Origin of the sequence: Streptomyces hyaluromycini (genome assembly GCF_002217755.1) — a bacterium.
GTDB classification, from domain to species: domain Bacteria; phylum Actinomycetota; class Actinomycetes; order Streptomycetales; family Streptomycetaceae; genus Streptomyces; species Streptomyces hyaluromycini.
Genome location: NZ_BCFL01000032.1, coordinates 61,566 through 76,357, shown reverse-complemented (window position 1 = coordinate 76,357; position 14,792 = coordinate 61,566). Strand labels below are relative to the sequence as shown.

Annotated in this window: 12 protein-coding genes and 1 pseudogene; 8 read left to right on the top strand and 5 right to left on the bottom strand. The window is 69.9% G+C overall.

Annotated elements, in window-relative coordinates:
• Positions 1–7 precede the first annotated feature (7 nt).
• From SSP29_RS43035 to SSP29_RS60550, 5 genes and pseudogenes are all read left to right on the top strand, one after another.
• Complete coding sequence (locus SSP29_RS43035) at positions 8–430, top strand: NUDIX hydrolase (protein ID WP_245883519.1); 423 nt, start codon at positions 8–10, stop codon at positions 428–430.
• Positions 431–466: 36 nt separating this feature from the next.
• On the top strand, positions 467–1,744 hold the full coding sequence (locus tag SSP29_RS43030) for a protein-L-isoaspartate O-methyltransferase (RefSeq protein ID WP_150136042.1): 1,278 nt from the start codon (positions 467–469) through the stop codon (positions 1,742–1,744).
• Positions 1,741–2,133 (top strand): annotated as a pseudogene (locus SSP29_RS61430) (NUDIX domain-containing protein); the annotation flags it as partial. The gene SSP29_RS43030 and the pseudogene SSP29_RS61430, both read left to right, overlap by 4 nt.
• A 14-nt stretch (positions 2,134–2,147) precedes the next feature.
• Positions 2,148–3,200: a phosphotransferase gene (locus SSP29_RS61425; protein ID WP_368669289.1), complete on the top strand. Its 1,053-nt coding sequence runs from the start codon at positions 2,148–2,150 to the stop codon at positions 3,198–3,200.
• A gap of 491 nt (positions 3,201–3,691) precedes the next feature.
• Complete coding sequence (locus SSP29_RS60550; protein WP_150136039.1) at positions 3,692–4,267, top strand: recombinase family protein; 576 nt, start codon at positions 3,692–3,694, stop codon at positions 4,265–4,267.
• Here SSP29_RS60550 and SSP29_RS43010 read toward each other — a convergent pair.
• Together SSP29_RS43010 and SSP29_RS43005 are read right to left on the bottom strand one after the other, a co-directional pair.
• Positions 4,259–5,530 carry a wax ester/triacylglycerol synthase domain-containing protein gene (locus tag SSP29_RS43010; RefSeq protein WP_107436380.1) on the bottom strand — a complete coding sequence of 424 codons (1,272 nt, stop codon included), beginning with the start codon at positions 5,528–5,530 and terminating at the stop codon, positions 4,259–4,261. The two genes, SSP29_RS60550 and SSP29_RS43010, sit on opposite strands and share 9 nt — an antisense overlap.
• A 163-nt stretch (positions 5,531–5,693) precedes the next feature.
• Positions 5,694–7,190: a pyridoxal-dependent decarboxylase gene (locus SSP29_RS43005; RefSeq protein WP_089106411.1), complete on the bottom strand. Its 1,497-nt coding sequence runs from the start codon at positions 7,188–7,190 to the stop codon at positions 5,694–5,696.
• A 41-nt stretch (positions 7,191–7,231) separates the two neighbouring features.
• Between SSP29_RS43005 and SSP29_RS43000 the strand changes: the two genes are divergently transcribed.
• The 3 genes from SSP29_RS43000 to SSP29_RS42990 all read left to right on the top strand — a co-directional run bounded on the left by SSP29_RS43000 (position 7,232) and on the right by SSP29_RS42990 (position 10,901).
• Complete coding sequence (locus tag SSP29_RS43000) at positions 7,232–8,149, top strand: 3-methyl-L-tyrosine peroxygenase-related protein (protein ID WP_145969023.1); 918 nt, start codon at positions 7,232–7,234, stop codon at positions 8,147–8,149.
• A gap of 234 nt (positions 8,150–8,383) precedes the next feature.
• Positions 8,384–10,438 (top strand): MMPL family transporter, encoded by a 2,055-nt coding sequence (locus tag SSP29_RS42995; RefSeq protein WP_167450143.1) that lies wholly within the window; start codon positions 8,384–8,386, stop codon positions 10,436–10,438.
• 172 nt (positions 10,439–10,610) lie between these two features.
• Positions 10,611–10,901: a DUF6624 domain-containing protein gene (locus SSP29_RS42990; protein ID WP_368669290.1), complete on the top strand. Its 291-nt coding sequence runs from the start codon at positions 10,611–10,613 to the stop codon at positions 10,899–10,901.
• Between the two features lie 287 nt (positions 10,902–11,188).
• Here SSP29_RS42990 and SSP29_RS60545 read toward each other — a convergent pair whose 3' ends face one another.
• From SSP29_RS60545 to SSP29_RS42970, 3 genes are all read right to left on the bottom strand, one after another.
• Positions 11,189–11,641: a tyrosine-type recombinase/integrase gene (locus tag SSP29_RS60545; protein WP_089106408.1), complete on the bottom strand. Its 453-nt coding sequence runs from the start codon at positions 11,639–11,641 to the stop codon at positions 11,189–11,191.
• A gap of 97 nt (positions 11,642–11,738) precedes the next feature.
• Positions 11,739–12,086 (bottom strand): DUF1036 domain-containing protein, encoded by a 348-nt coding sequence (locus SSP29_RS42975; protein WP_089106407.1) that lies wholly within the window; start codon positions 12,084–12,086, stop codon positions 11,739–11,741.
• A gap of 1,587 nt (positions 12,087–13,673) precedes the next feature.
• Positions 13,674–14,744 carry an alpha/beta hydrolase family protein gene (locus SSP29_RS42970; RefSeq protein ID WP_089106406.1) on the bottom strand — a complete coding sequence of 357 codons (1,071 nt, stop codon included), beginning with the start codon at positions 14,742–14,744 and terminating at the stop codon, positions 13,674–13,676.
• Positions 14,745–14,792: the final 48 nt, after the last annotated feature.

Below are 14,792 nucleotides of genomic sequence, written 5' to 3'. Positions count from 1 at the left end.
CCGCATCGTGGGTGCCCACCTCTACCTGGAGGACAACCACGGCCGGATCCTCCTCGGCCTGCGCCACCCCGACACGGCATACGCAGGCAACAAGTGGCACTTCCTGGCCGGCCACGGCGAGCAGGAGTCCGCCATCGCCTGCCTGATCCGCGAAGTCCAGGAGGAAGCCGGCCTGTCCATCGCGGCCGAAGAGGTCGATTTCGTCCACGCTGTCCACATCCTCGACGCGCCTGGCACCGTGCCGCGTATGGTGCTCGTCTTCCGCGCGCGGGCCTGGACCGGCGAGCCCCAGGTTCTGGAACCGGACAAGTGCGCCGACTGGGGCTGGTGGCCCGCCGACGCTCTCCCGGAGCCCACCGTCGCATACACCCGCGCCGCGATCGACGGCATCCGCCACGGCCGCCTGTACACCGCAATGGGCTGGGCCTGACATCCCTGGGCCGTGTCCTGTCTGGAGACGACAATCGTGTCCGAACCCGCACCACCCACCACCGCCCCGGCGCCTGCCGACGCCACCGCACCGTTCCAGGACACCGTCGGCGACGCTGACGCCTCCGCGGCCCGCGCGGCGATGGTGGACCGCCTGATGCAGTCCGGCGACCTGTCGCCCGGCGCGGTGGCTGACGCCCTGCTCGCCATGCCCCGGCAGCGGCTGATCCCGCAGGCGTACGTGCGGCGCAGCGCCCCCGACGAGACGCCTCCGCGCTGGGACCTGCTCGACTGGTCAGATCCCGTGCACCGGCCAGAGCTGTTGCGGGTGCTGTACAGCGGGGACAGCGTCTGCGTCCAGCACGACGGGGAACCACTGCTCGGTCGCCGCGCCGGAAGCCGCGAGGGCGGCGCGATGACTGCCATGTCCAGCGTGATGGGAATGACGGCACGGCTCCTCGGGCAGCTGGACCTGCGGCCCGGGCAGCGTGTGCTCGACGTCGGCACGGGAGCCGGCGTGACCGTGGCGGCCGCCTGCCGCATCGCCGGGGACGCAGGCGTGGTCACTATCGACCGCGACGCCCACATCACCGCCACCGCCACCGTGCGCCTGGCGGCGATCGGCCACCGGCCCGTCGTGGTCACGGGCGACGGCGAACTCGGCTGGCCCGAGCGGGCCCCGTATGACCGGGTGTTCGTGTCCTTCGCCGTGCCCCGTGTGCCGATGGCGCTCGTCGAGCAGCTCGCGCAGCGCGGTGTGGTGCTGATGACCGTCGGCACCAGCTCGCCGTCCTGGCCCGCACTTGCCGTGATCACGAAGAGTGCGGCGGGTGTCGTAGAGGCCGAACTGCGGGCAGAGCAGTTCGGGCACCGTGCCGGATGGGGATGGGACCGGCTCAGCCTGTCCGCGGCATTCCGCCAGGAGATGAGCTCCGGGGACGGCGTGACCAGCCACGGCCACCGGCCGCCTCCGCCCGATGAGGCGCACGGGATGTGGCTGGCCCTCGACCACCTGCATCCCGGCCTCGTCCGCGCCTTCGGCGCCCCCGGCCTGCAGATCGGCTCCCCCGCCTGCGGGTCCTGGCTCCGCGTCAGCGTCGACGGCACCTCCACGATCACCGCGTCCGGACCCCGGCCCATCTGGGAGGAGATCCAGCAGACCGCCGCCCGATGGAAGGCGGCCGGTGAACCGGCTTTCTACCGGCTGGAGTTCGATGCGAACGGCACGCAGTGGGCGAGCTCCGGACGCGGCCGCAACCGGCTGTCGTGGCAGCTCACCGACGATCGCCCGCGCACCACGGAGGACTCCCGATGAACCAACCCGACCACCGCACCCCGGCTTCGGGAACGGGTTCCCCGGGCGGCGCGCACACGTCCGGTCCGAAGGCCGCGGAGTACACGGTGCCCGTCGATGTGCACATGTTCCTGCGCCGGGACAGCGCCGCCGGCCCGCTGGTGTTACTGACCCGCCGCGCCGGCCCGGTGTACGCGACCTGGCTGCGGCACGCTCCGTCCGGGCGGCTGGACGGTCCCCACGAAGACCTGGTCGCCGCGGTCATCCGCGAGACCTGCGAAGAAACCGGTGTGCTCCTCGACCGCGCCGACGTCGGCTCAGTGGTCACCCTCCACCACCGGGCCCCCGGCGGTGCGGCGCGCATCGGGGTCTTCTTCGCCGCGCGGTCCTGGCAGGGCACCCCTCAGATCATGGAACCGGACAAGTGCGACGCCATGGACTGGTTCCCGCTGGATGCGCTGCCCGAGCCGATGGTGGCCTACTGCCGGGCCGGCATCGACGCCTACCGCGCCGGCGCCACCCTCGCCGTCCATTTCCAGCAGCCCGGCGACCCCATCGCCCACCACCCGGCAACCGACCCGCTCACCCTCGCGCCCACGGCCGGACAGCCGACGGCGGGGTGGTACCGGACGAGGCGGTGCGTGACTTCGCCGAGCGTGCCATCGGCCCGATCGGCACATGGTCGGACAGCTCGTGGCCGCGGGCAGAGAGCAGAGTGTGGCGGGCCACCGGCAAGCACAGTGGCGCCTGGTACGTCAAGCAGCACCAGAACCAGCGGTTCCATCGGCGTGAAGTGCATGCTCTGCGGCACTGGGCCCGCGTCCTCGGCGCGGCCGCCCCGCGGCTGGTCGCGGCCGACGACGCGCACCGCACGGTGATCCTCACCGAGCTGCCCGGGCGTCCCGTACACGGCCAGGTACTGCCGACGGCGACGGAGTGCGAGGTCTGTCGGCAGGTCGGGCATCTCACCGCGCGCTACCACCAGGCAGCCACCCCCAGCCCGGCCCGGCCGCCTGGTCCGGGCAAACTCCACCGCTACCTCGACGCCGCCCGCCCCCTCCTGGCCGACGGCGACAAGGACCTCGTCCTCGCCCTGGCCGCCCTGCGCGACACCCTGCCCGCACCGGTGTGGGTACCGACCCTGGGCGACCTGCAGCCCCGCAACATCCTGCTCACCACTCCAGACGACTCCCTCCTGCGCGTCGGGCTGATCGACTTCGAGCGCAGTGAACTCAGCCCCGCTGTGCGGGACTTCGCCCGCCTGGCCGACATCTGGCAGGGCCGGCCGGACCTGTTCGAAGCGTTCTTCACCGGCTACGGGCGGCCCCTCACCAACGGCGACCGCCAGCGCCTGCGGTGCGAGGCCGCACTGGACGCCATCAGTGGCATCGCCTACGGGCACACCCACGACGACCCGGAGCTCCTCGAACGCGGCCTGCGTACCCTTCGCGCCCTGCGCGCCGACACCTTCATCTGACCCGATGTCAGGCAAGGAGCCTCCCGGTGGCCTACACCACGCCCGCCGAGTGGGACACCCACTACACGAACGGCATGAAGTTCCGGCAGCTCGGCGCCAACGGGGAGCTGCGGAGCAGCGGGCCCCGCTGGCATGCGCGAGGGTTGTGCCATGGGTGCAGCTCCTCGGGAGGGACCGCCTCACCAGCGCAGACCTGCGGACTCGCACGTGATACGTGATCCTTCTGGACGCTCCGCACTCTCCAGCGGCGACCGTCCAGCCGATCTTGGTTACGGCTGGTGGAGCCGCCTGTGGTGTTCGACCAACGAGCAGCTGTACGTCGCGTGATCGGTTTGCCGAAGTCGCAGCTCAGCCAGTCCCTCCAAAGGAGCTACGCCCAGCTCGGACAGCGGTTGCTTACGTCACAGGGGCTCCACTTCAGTCGACGGTCCGCGGGACGGAGACTTCCCCTGTGGCCCGCTGCCCAACCCCGTCGGTGCGCGCGACTGCCAATGGTCGTACAAGCGGGTCTCGACCGCCCGGCAGAACTCGTCCTGGACGAGTCCGGTATCGAGGACCCGGTCATCTTCGAGGAGGATGGCGCCACCTCCCGCCGCCTCTACCCCCTCCAGCGGCCGAAGTTTCGCGAACTGCTTACGTACGCACGGCCGGGTGACACCATGCACATCTCCGAGATGGGCCGTCTCGTGCGCGGCACCGGGCATATCCTCGACGTCCTCCATCGCGACCAAATGGCGCTGCGTATCCACGACGGCGCGTTCTCGCAAATGGACCTCACCGCCCGCCACCCGCGCACCGACGAGCTGATGTACGACGGACTGCGGGCCGCCGAGGCCGAGGGGGGCGCGCCCGGCCGTCGCCGATCCTGCGGTCCCCGTGCCGGTTCGAGTCCTGCCCAGGGACCAGGAGGTCGTCGCGATCCTCTGGCACCGGCGCCAGCTACGCGACGGCTGGAGGTACGAAGCCACCCTGCCGGTCTGGAAGAACGGGCCTGGGGACTGTCCGCTCCGGTGATCCGCTGCGTGGTGAGCCGGAGTCCGAGTACGACCCGGCTGCCACTACGCTGACCGGGCGCCGGCATTCGAAGGTCGTCGTGGGTGCGTGAGGACGACTTCGAGTGCGTCGAGTTCGGCAAGCCAGAGGGCGGGGAGTTCGTCGGCATTGGGCAGGCCGGGGTCGGCGACGACGGCCAGGTACGCGGTTCCGGCGTATTCGCCCAGACAGACCGACAGGTGGTGTCCCGCGGGCAGGAACATCAGCGGCAGCAAGGCGCGAATGCTGTGACCGAGGAGTTCGAGGGGACGTGCTGGACCGGGGACATGGGTGGCCACCATAGTGGTGCGCCGCGGGTCCAGGGCCCGCGCCAGGGCCCGGCCGTGCCAGCGCGTGGGCAGGGTTTCGAACAGGACGTCCGCGTCGGGGTCGCGGCGGCCGGTCCGGATGTTCGCGGTGGCCAGGTGTGTGGCGGCCAGGCGCTCGGTGGCGGTGGGCAGGTGGCAGGGCAGGGCGACGGGGACTCCGCGGTGGAAGTTGCCCAGCGCGGTGCTCGTGTGGCTGCGCCGGGTGTTGAGGGGGACCATCGCCCGCACGGTGCCTGTGGCACGGTCGGGCAGCCAGGGGCGCAGGGCGCCGGCGAGGGCGGCCAGGTAGACGTCATTGAGGCTGGTGCCGCCTGCCCGCGCGATGGCTTTCATACGAGGCAGCGGCGTGTGCACCCACAGGCGTCTGGGTGGGCCGGTCGGGGCCTGGACGCGGGCGGGGCCGAGGCTGATGGCGTGCGCGGGCAGCGCGAGGCCGGTGACCGCGCGGACCAGGGCACGCACGCGGGCAGTCGTCCAGGAGGGTGAGGGCACGGGAGGTGTGCGGCGGCGCGGGAGGCCGGGTTCCCGCGCCGCGGCGAGTGTGATCCCCATCAGGGACATGCCGTCCAGGAGGCCGTGATGGGCGCGAAGGAGCAGAGCGAACTCGTTGTCACGGTGGCCGTGGAGCAGGGTCATGCCCCAGGTGACGTCCGTCAGCGGCTGGGCGCACACGCGCTCGATCGCAGCGTGCAGTGCGACGTCACCGCCTTGCACGGGCAGCGCGATCTCCTCAAGGTGATCGGCGGGCTCAGTCGGGCCGCCCACGTTCGCGCCGCGTGCGCGGGCCCGGTCGCGCAGCGGCGGGTGGGCCGCCCGGATCAAGTCGATCAAGGAGTGCAGTTCGACGGTCGAAGGCGCGGGGCCGGCGACCACGGCCACCCCGCCGATCTCCATGCTCGTGTGTGGGTGCACCGCCGCGTAGTCGAACCAGCGTTCGCCCGTCGCGGTCGCATCGTCATGGTCGTGCACGGTGTTCTCCGCTGAATGTCGTTCGCATAGCGAGGATGTGGGGCATGGGCTTGTGCTCACGAAGCGCGTCTTGTCCTGGGATCCGGGCGCATCGACGGGCGCCGATGGGGCCGGATCCCATTTGTTCATGTCCAGGGTCGCGGCCTGCCGGGGGCGTGGCGGCCTACGGGCACGTCCCTGGCCACCGGGCGCCTACCGAGGTCGTCGGTGACGTTTCGGATAGCGTGGGCCGGTCGTCGGGAATCGAGGCAGCGATCTCGCGTACCAGCGCCCAGGCGTTGCGTACGGACGTCTGGGACGCCAGACGAGAGCCCAGGGCCGCGCGCAGGATGTAGCGGCCGTCCACGGTAGTGGGCGTTACCAGGATCTGGTGGGTGGCGTCGAGCTCGGTACGTAGGTGCTCGGTGCGGGCGTTGTCGCCTGCGAGGCGGAAACACACCAGTCCGAGTGAGTGCGAGATCAGTTCGAAGCCGGGGGCATCCCGGACCAGGCCGGCGAGCAGCGCGGCGTGGGAGAGTTGTTCGCGGATATGTGCGCGCAGGCCCTCGACGCCGTGGGTTCGCAGGACGAACCACAGTTTCAGGGCGCGGAAGGGGTGCATGAGCGGCACCTGCCAGTCCCGGAAGTCGGTGACGTTGCCTGAGTCGCTGGCCTGGTTGCGCAGGAAAGGGGGGCGGATGTCCATGGCGGCGGTGAGGCTGTGCCGGTCGGCTACCCACATGGCGTCGCACGGTGGTCCCGTGAGCAGCCACTTGTGGCAGTTCACTGCGTATGAGTCGGCGTGCTCGACGCCCTCGTTGATCCAGCGGTTCTCCGGGCAGATTGCGGCCGAACCGGCGTAGGCTGCGTCCACGTGCAGCCAGGCCCCGAACTCGCGGCACACTGCGGCGATGGCGGCGACCGGGTCGATGGCGCAGGTGCCCGTGGTGCCGACCGAGGCGACCACGATCGCGGGTACTACGCTTGCGGCGCGATCGGCTGCCAGTTGCTCGCGCAGGGCGCGGGGGTCCATCTCGCAGGTGCCCGCCAGGGTGGTGATCTGGGTCGGTTCTCCCAGGCCGGCAATGCGTGAAGCCTTGGGGACGCAGGAGTTTGCCTGGTCGGTGCAGTACAGGCGGTAGCGCCCTTCGGTGCCGTGCTCGCGCCAGCGCCCGTCTGAGGCCCGGTACAGGGCGGCGACCACGGCCACCAGGACCGCCGAGGACGCGGAGTCCTGCAGAACTCCACCGCCATCCCCGGTGCTCAGGAAGCGCTCCGGCAGGCCCAGCGCGACCGCGAGATGGTCCAGGACCGCCTCCTCGAGTTCGGTGGCGGCCGGGCCCGTCGACCACATCATGTGCTGAACCGCCAGACCCGAGGCCAACAGCTCGCCGACCACGGACGCGGGACTGGTCTGGGTCGGGTAGTAGCCAAGAAACGAAGGGTGCTGCCAGTGCACGAGCCCGGGCATCACCACCCGCCGTACATCGGCCAGCACGTTCACGATCGGCTCGCCGTGCACCGGTACGCAGTCGGGCAGCATCGCACGCACGTCCCCGGGGCGAAGGTCCGGCGTCACCGGCAGGCGTTCCTCGCGCAGATCCTCCCAGTAGTCCTCAAGGATCGCGGCGACCTCGCCGATTGCGCTGCGAAACGAAACATCACCAAGAGTCACTGACATGCCGGGTAACGTACCGCATAAAAACTATTGAAATGGCCCAGATGACAAGCGAATCCGTGCTGTGGCTCGCGCCGCCTCAGCACCTGCCCCACGACTTGGCGACCCTGCGCGAGGCCGCGTACGGATTGGACCGTCACCACACACCCCCCGACCACCGCCGGCTCCCCGAACGCGACCCCCGCGAAGCCGCATTCGACGAATACTTCGCGGTCGCACGGTGCGCCTGCGCCCCCGCGCCCCTGCTGATCGGCGCGCTCGACGACACCCTCGCCACAGTCCGGGCCTTCTGTCGGCACCCGGACGGATCATTGACGGAGCCCGACCTCGATCTCGCCGCGCACGCGGCCGGGCTGACCCCACGAGCGGACAACTCTGAGCCTCGGACACAGGCCACGGTGCGCCAACGCTGGATTCAAGGACACCGGCTGTTCTTCGCCCTCACCCAGGCGACCGTCGTCGCCCTGCGGCACGCCCTTCGGGCCCCCTCGCCCGCAGGTTCCGCCCTCGGCCTGGAAAGCACTGCCCACTTCCTGCGCGCCAGCGCGTCCGCCCTGCGCATCACCGCGTCCTTCGACGCGCAGGACTACCACGACACCGTCCGGCCCTCGATGTCCCCACCACAGGCTCCCCGAGGATTCTCCGGTCTGTGGTCGGCCGATCACCGGGTCCTGGTGCAGAGCCTGCGCGGGTGGGGCATGGCCGCACCGGCGAAACCCTCCACCCTGCGCCCCGCCCACCAGCGCCTGGTCGAGGTCCTAACGGATGTTCACGACGCGCACGTGGGCGTCTGCTCACGCTTCGTCGGCTCCGGACCATCCCTGCTCCGCGGCGCGGAACCGGGGGCGCAAGTCCTGGACCGCCTGTGCCGGCGGCGCCGCACCGCTCTGGACGCCGCGCCCGCTGCCAGGCCGATGCAACTGCCCAACACGCGGGACGAAAATCTCACCCTTCACCACTGAATCCACACTTGCCGCCCCCGGAGCAGACAGAGCAGGCAGCCCTCTCGGTTCGGCTGCTGGGCCGCCTTCCGGCCAGGAGCAACATCACTGTTGTGCGGTTTGATCGTTAGTGCGGGTATGTCAGTACACATCGGGGATGGGACAGGGAGGGGGACGTGGTCGGCGTCCCGTGCCTGGGCGGTGGTGGCGTGCGCGGCGGTTGCGCTGGTCGCGGCGCTCCTGAGTCTCCCAGCGGTGTCCGGCGCTTTCGGTGCTGGAGGGACCATCGCCACAGGCACCGAGTCATCCAGGGCTCAGACCCAGGCTGAATTGCTGGGTGTCGGCACCCCGGATTTGATGCTCGCCCTGACTGTGCGCGATGGGGGCGCACGGTCGGCGGTTGCAGCCGGTGCCGGTGTCGTTGCCCGTCTGCTGGCGGACGAGCCGGCTGTGCGTACGGTGCAGTCGGCTGCCACGGGAGATCCGTGGCTGATGTCGCGCGATGGGCGCACCGGACTGGTGACGGTCTCGCTGTCGGGCAGCGACGCGGACCGGAAGGAAGCGGCGTTGCGTCTGGTACCCAAGGCGCGGGAGGCGGTGCCGGGGATGCGGGTAGACGCGAGCGGAGCCTCATGGGCGACGGCCGAGATCGACCAGCAGGCCGGAGCCGACCTGCTGCGGGCCGAACTCTGGGCCGCGCCGCTCATCATGATCCTCCTCTTGCTGACCTACGGTTCGTGGGCTGCGGCCGCACTGCCCCTCGTAGTCGCTGTGCTGGCCGTCGTCTGCTGTGTGCCATTGCTGGGTCTGCTGGCCCACGTGAGTGATGTGTCCGCGTTCGCGGTCAATGCGGCCGCGGCCATCGGCTTCGGTCTGTCGATCGACTTCACCTTGTTCGTCCTCGCCCGCTACCGAGAAGAGCACGCAAAGGGGATGCCGCGCGCCCGAGCACTGGAAGTAGCCCTCAGTACCTGCGGTCGCTGCGTGTTCTGTTCGGCTGCAGTGATCTCTTCATGTCTGGTGGCGGTGGCCACCATCCCCGTTCCGCTGCTGCGCGCGCTGGCTCTTGCAGGTGTGGCGGTGACGCTGCTGGCGGCGCTGGCCGCGTTGACGGTCCTGCCGGCCGCGTTGACGCTGCTGGGTGATCGCGTCGATGGCGCCGACCCGCTGCGCCACCTGCGCCGGGCTCCCATCGGCGAGGCCAGCCGGTTCTGGCACGAGCTCGCCCGCCGTGTCACCGCCCGGCCTGCGGCGACAGGCATGGGGGCGCTGGCGATTCTGGTCATGATGGCCTGGCCAGCGGTGGGCCTGCGGTTGGGCGCGATCGACGAGCGGACGCTGGCCCCGACGGCCCCGGCCGCCGCTGCGGCCGCGGACGTGCGCGGGCGCTTTGAGGCGCCCCCGGAGCGAATCCAGGTGGTGGTGCTGGAACGGCCGGACGCGGGCCTTAGTAACTACACGGCCGCCGTGGCCCGGCTGCCGCATGTGGGTGCGATGCGCGTGGTGTCCACCTCTTCGGCGGGCGAGCCTGGGCAGGCGGAGCGGGAGCAGCGTCCGGCGGTAGTGCTGGTGGCAGCGACGGTGGGACCCGACACGCCCCAGGGCGCGCGCTTGGTCGATGAGTTGCGGAAGACTCCCGCGCCGGGCCCGGTCCTGGTAGGTGGTCGGGCCGCGCAGATCACCGACACCACAGACACGGTGCGCGGCGCGCTGCCGTGGGTGGCGCTGACGATGGGTGCGTGCCTGCTGGCCGCGCTCACCACGTTCATCCGCAGTGCAATGGCACCCCTGAAAGCGCTCGCGGTGGCCGTCATCAGCTTGGCAGCCGATCTCGGATTGATCGTGTGGATCTTCCAGTACGGACACGGGGCGGACGTGCTGGGCGGGTTCACCGTCACCGATTCCCTCGACGCAAGTCTGCTGCTGTTCACCCTAGCCGTGGCGTTCGGCCTGTCCATCGACTACGAAGTCTTCCTCCTCGGCAGAATCAGAGAGGAGTTCGACCGCGGCCTGGACAACCAGGCGGCCGTCATCAAGGGCATCTCCCGCACCGGCCGGCTGATGACCTCCGCCGCAGCGGCCCTCGCCATCTCCACCGCTGCCATCACGACCTCCCACGTCACCATCCTCAAACTCATGGGCGCGGGCATCGCCTCAGCAGCGATCCTCGACGCGATCCTCGTCCGCGGAATCCTCGTCCCCGCAGTCATGGCACTCCTAGGACCCGCCAACTGGTGGAAGCCCGCACGCATCGGCCGACAACGTCGTCGCGGCCCGGGCACCGCGACAAGTGAAACTGCGGCGGGCTGAACGCCCCGCTGCCCGGCCGCTACCGTCCACGGCTTCGCCGACCCCAAGACCTAGAGCACGCTGCTCTCCACGCCCGGAGCCGCGAAGCCGACCAAGCCTGGGCGGCCAGCGGACCTGCGCAGGGCAGTTCGGAATCCGACAATGCCCTTCCGACAGAGGACTTGACTAGTGAATTGCCCAGCACGCCGACCTCGCCCCCGCCTTCCAACGCCAGGCGCTCGAACTCCTCAAGGTGGCAGTCGCGACCGGAGACGCCACTGCACGCCAGCTCGCCTACCTCACTGACCGGGTCCTAGTCGCGGCCGGTGAACCCCAGCTCTACGGAACGCAGTACACCGACGACCCAGACGGTTCGAACCAGCGCCTACAGCCCGTTGCCGACCCCGACCAGCTCGACGAGCGCCGCGCCGCGATGGGTCTGGACACAGCAGCGGAGTACGACCAACGCATGCGCGGTCACTGACCGCCGCTTGGCCTTACAACGGCTAACACAATGAGGTGGATCGGCACTGATGGCCGTGTCCGGCACGGGAGTTGAGCGTTCGGCCGGGTGTGGGGACATCGCCGTGGATCGTGTCGAGGTGAGGGGTCGCGCCTCTTCCGTGCGGACGCCGCTGAGGAGCGAGACCACGAGGTAGACATACAGCCGGGGCGCCCCTTCCGGTGCGGTGACGAGCAGGGCGACGTTCCGCGCGGCCTTGTCCCGGCGCTGAGCGTGCGCGATGGAGCGGCGCAGGACGGCGAGGCAGGTCACGCAGGCTTCGTGTCGCGAGGAATTCGGCGGCGTCTACGGAGTCCGGAAGGTCTGGCGGCAGCTTCATCGCGTGGGTTGCTGGGGCGGCTCGCCCCTGGTTGAGCCGGGCAGAGGCTCTGGGGGCAGGGGTGAAGGTCGTGGATCAGGCGGTCAGTCTGAATGTGGCCTGCTCGGGTGCGGCAGTCTGGGGTGATGACTGCTGCGCTTGTCGAACGGCTGTGAGCGAGGCCGTCGAACTGCTGGCCGCCCTCGCTCCCGACCTCGCCGATGCTGCAACGCGACTTCACCGCGTCCCGGCCGAATGAGTCGTCGATGTCGTCCGCGCTCAGTTCCCTCAGCTTGGCCTTGCCGAGGAACGGGAGCAGGTGCTTGTTCGCCATCGAGCGGTTCTTGCCGATCGTGCCCTTCTCGTCGCGCCCCTTGAGCCCGCGCTCCAGCCAGTCGTCCACCGCGTGGTGGCTCCGAGCCCGGACGGCGAGCCTGACTCGACCGTCCGCCCGGCCGCCTGGGGCGGGGCGGGCGGACCAGGTCGGTCGGGTCTGCCGGCTACGGGTTGAAGTTGAACGTGAAGTCCGGGGCGGTCGCGGTGAACTCCGTCATGAGGATCGTCCGCGAGCTCGCGTCCGAGACGTTCGAACACCACTCGAAGGCACTGTGCGGGACCGTCTCCTGGTATTTGTCCCGCCACTCGATGCCGTCGCCCGCGTAGGCGTAGCAGTACCAGATCGGGTTGACGGCGTTTGCGTCACCGCCGTAGACGACGGCGGTCTCCCCGGGGCCGATCCGCCACCAGCCCTCCTTCAGCCAGTTGCTGCTGGCGGAGCAGTTGGGCTGGTACCGCTCGACCATCGCCCAGATTTCGCGCTCGTAGTTGTTCTTGAACCTCAGCGCCACGGCGCGCCTCCTACTCCCCGCTCGGCTGCCTGCGGGCAGCCGGGCTTCCGTCGGACCGGGTCAGAGCGTTTTGCGGGCTCGAATTGTCCGTCCCGCCGGGCTGAGCGCCGGACCGGCCCGCTGCGATGGCACGCTCCAGTGCCTCTTCGTCCGCATCGGTTTTCGGATCAACCGCCTCGGCAGCCTCCTGCGACATGGGACCTCCTATCTCCGTCGGTCAGGTGCGGAGGAGAGGTTCCCGGGAGAAGGCGCGGCGTACCGCAGCGGGCGGGGAGGTGCCCCGTACGGGACCTCGGCACAGGGCCCGATCAGGCTAAACAGCCTGCCGCCGCCCGCATCATCTTGATGGCCTCCGCGACGCCCCGCACGACGATATCGGGCTCACGGGGGCCATCGGTCCATGTACGGCCATGGGCCACCCACGCCGTACGAAGCCCCGCCGCGCACCCCTCACGGCGAGCTTGGCCCGTTCGATGTCCCCCGCCCCGTTCGTCGCGATGCCGAGCGTCCGCCCCGCACCACGCAGCGCTTCGAGTCCTTCCCTCGCCCCCGGGAGGCAGCGCACCGACCGCGCAACCGCGAGGGCGCGCCCGTGGTTGCACTGGCACAGCCCCTGCAGCAGTGCACCAGCATCTTCCGTCCCGCGACCGGCCACGAAGCATGACCAGCGCACCTGGTCGGCGGGCCTTCCGGAACACGCCCAACGATCATCATCCGGCAATCCTCCTGGGGAGAATCCGGGGAGTACGAGCCGCCGTGGGGAGCGCGTGGGGAGAATGGGCTGCGTGACGCGGCACGATACCGAAAGAGCCTGAAAGGGTGATTCACGCAGGTCAGGGTCGGTACTGAAAGCATCTCTGCAGGTCAGGGCATCTCGGTAGACGACTTCAAGAAGATCTCTTCGCCCTTCGACTTCGCGGATACCGACACGCTTCGTAGCCACTCCACTCCATGCGCGACCTACGCACCCACGACCAAGATGCGGACCGTACGCGGGCCGAAGTCCGGCAACTCCCCCGCGAGCTACGCATTTTCACTGGTCAGGGGCGCGCAAGGGCTGTACCACCAGCAGACGAAGAACCTTCTTGCTTCCTACAGTCCACAGAAGCTCGGGTGCTTCTAGGACTCAAATCGGTTGCCTGGGAGGCAGCGTCGCCCTCCAGGCAACCCGCGCTCGCGGGAGTCACGACGGCGCTTGACACCAGGCCTGGAGGGCACGCGCGAAGAGCGGGCACCGTACAGGGAAGGTGGCCCTGAATGCGCGCGGACTGAAACTGACCAGGCGCTGAGTTAATTGACGTCACATCAGGTGCATGAGAACACACGACGATTCACTTTTCGGCCGGTTCCCGTGCCGAGGTGTCCGGCTCTTCGGCGGCAGCGGTTCGAATCGCAGCCGGCGGGACCGGGGGCGCTGAACGGGCCAGGACGAGAGGTGATGCGTCGATGAGCGCCGTCGTCGAGCGGAACCCTCGTCCAGGCCCTGGGCGGCCGCCTTGTCCGTGGCAGGCAGGCCCTCAAGCCAGCGGCCTCAGCGACCCAGCCGGGCGATGTGCTCCTCAAGGACATCCGTCGAGCCCACTGGGCTCACCGGTCCGTCTCCGCGGTGGCGGTCAGGGTGCGGTCCAGCCAGCCGATGATCGTCGGGAACACTTCGGGCAGCTTGCTCACAGCGCAGTGCCCGGTGTCGGGAACGAGGTTCACGACGGTGTCGCGGCGGCCCTGGAACACCAGGGTGTCGTGCTGGGGCACATGGACGTCGTCGGCGCCGTTGACCACCAGCATGGGGCCGTTGCGGTCCTGGTCGAGCAGCGGACGAAGTGAGAACTCGGCCCTGCCTACGGCCAGTTCCCCGGGGGTGGGCGGCGCGTCGAAGCCCATCGCGTTGCCGACGATCCCGTCCATGCCGAAGGCGTCCTTGCGCGCATCGGTGAACGCCGCTTCGACCGGCCCGCCCAGCACCACGGCGGCGTCGACCTCACCGCCGAGACCCGATCGGGCCGAGAAGTATCCGCCCATCGAGATGCCCACGTGCGCCACCACGCCGTTGCCCAGCGACCGAGCGTGCTCGATCAGCCCGCTGACGATCTCCGCGCCGCCGGCGCCGGTCATCGGCACCGTCGATTCGCCGGTTCCCGCGATGTCGAACACCAGCACCGGGGCACGCAGGTGGGTGGCGAGGAGCACCATCAGCTGATGCACGTCCATCTTCCAGCTGTCCACGCCTCCGCTGGCGAGCACCACCGGCCGACCGGCAGGAAGGTCGAAGGGCGCGAACAGATGGACCGGGACGCTGGTCGTGTCCCCTCGGTACGGCAGATCCAGCACGTACCGCTCGAACCGCACCCCGAAACCGGGAGCGGCGAGCTGATACTGCTCAAGCTGCCTGGCGAGCGCGACGCGCCTGCTCTCGTCGGCCAGGGTGGGGAACTTCGCCCATCCGTAGGCCAGCGCCGCCTGCTCATGGGCTCCCGCGTCGGCGTAGGCCGCTGCCAGCTTCGACCATTCATGGACCCAGCCGCCCGGAGCGTCCGCCCACATCTCGGTGACCGCGGCACGCACGGTGTCGACGTCGGTCACCGGCAGTCCGGTGTTGACCATCTGCGGATACCGCTCGCCGAACAGCTCCGACGCGTCCAGCGGCCATTGGTAGGGCATGACGACTCCTTCCGTTCTTTCCGCGACAGAGTCACTAACGCAGATATT

Excerpts from the sequence above, each read along its gene's own strand:
- SSP29_RS60550 (WP_150136039.1), top strand. The coding sequence starts at position 3,692 with ATGGTCGTACAAGCGGGTCTCGACCGCCCGGCAGAACTCGTCCTGGAC.
- SSP29_RS43005 (WP_089106411.1), bottom strand. The coding sequence starts at position 7,190 with ATGTCAGTGACTCTTGGTGATGTTTCGTTTCGCAGCGCAATCGGCGAG.
- SSP29_RS42970 (WP_089106406.1), bottom strand. The coding sequence starts at position 14,744 with ATGCCCTACCAATGGCCGCTGGACGCGTCGGAGCTGTTCGGCGAGCGG.
- SSP29_RS43000 (WP_145969023.1), top strand. The coding sequence starts at position 7,232 with ATGACAAGCGAATCCGTGCTGTGGCTCGCGCCGCCTCAGCACCTGCCC.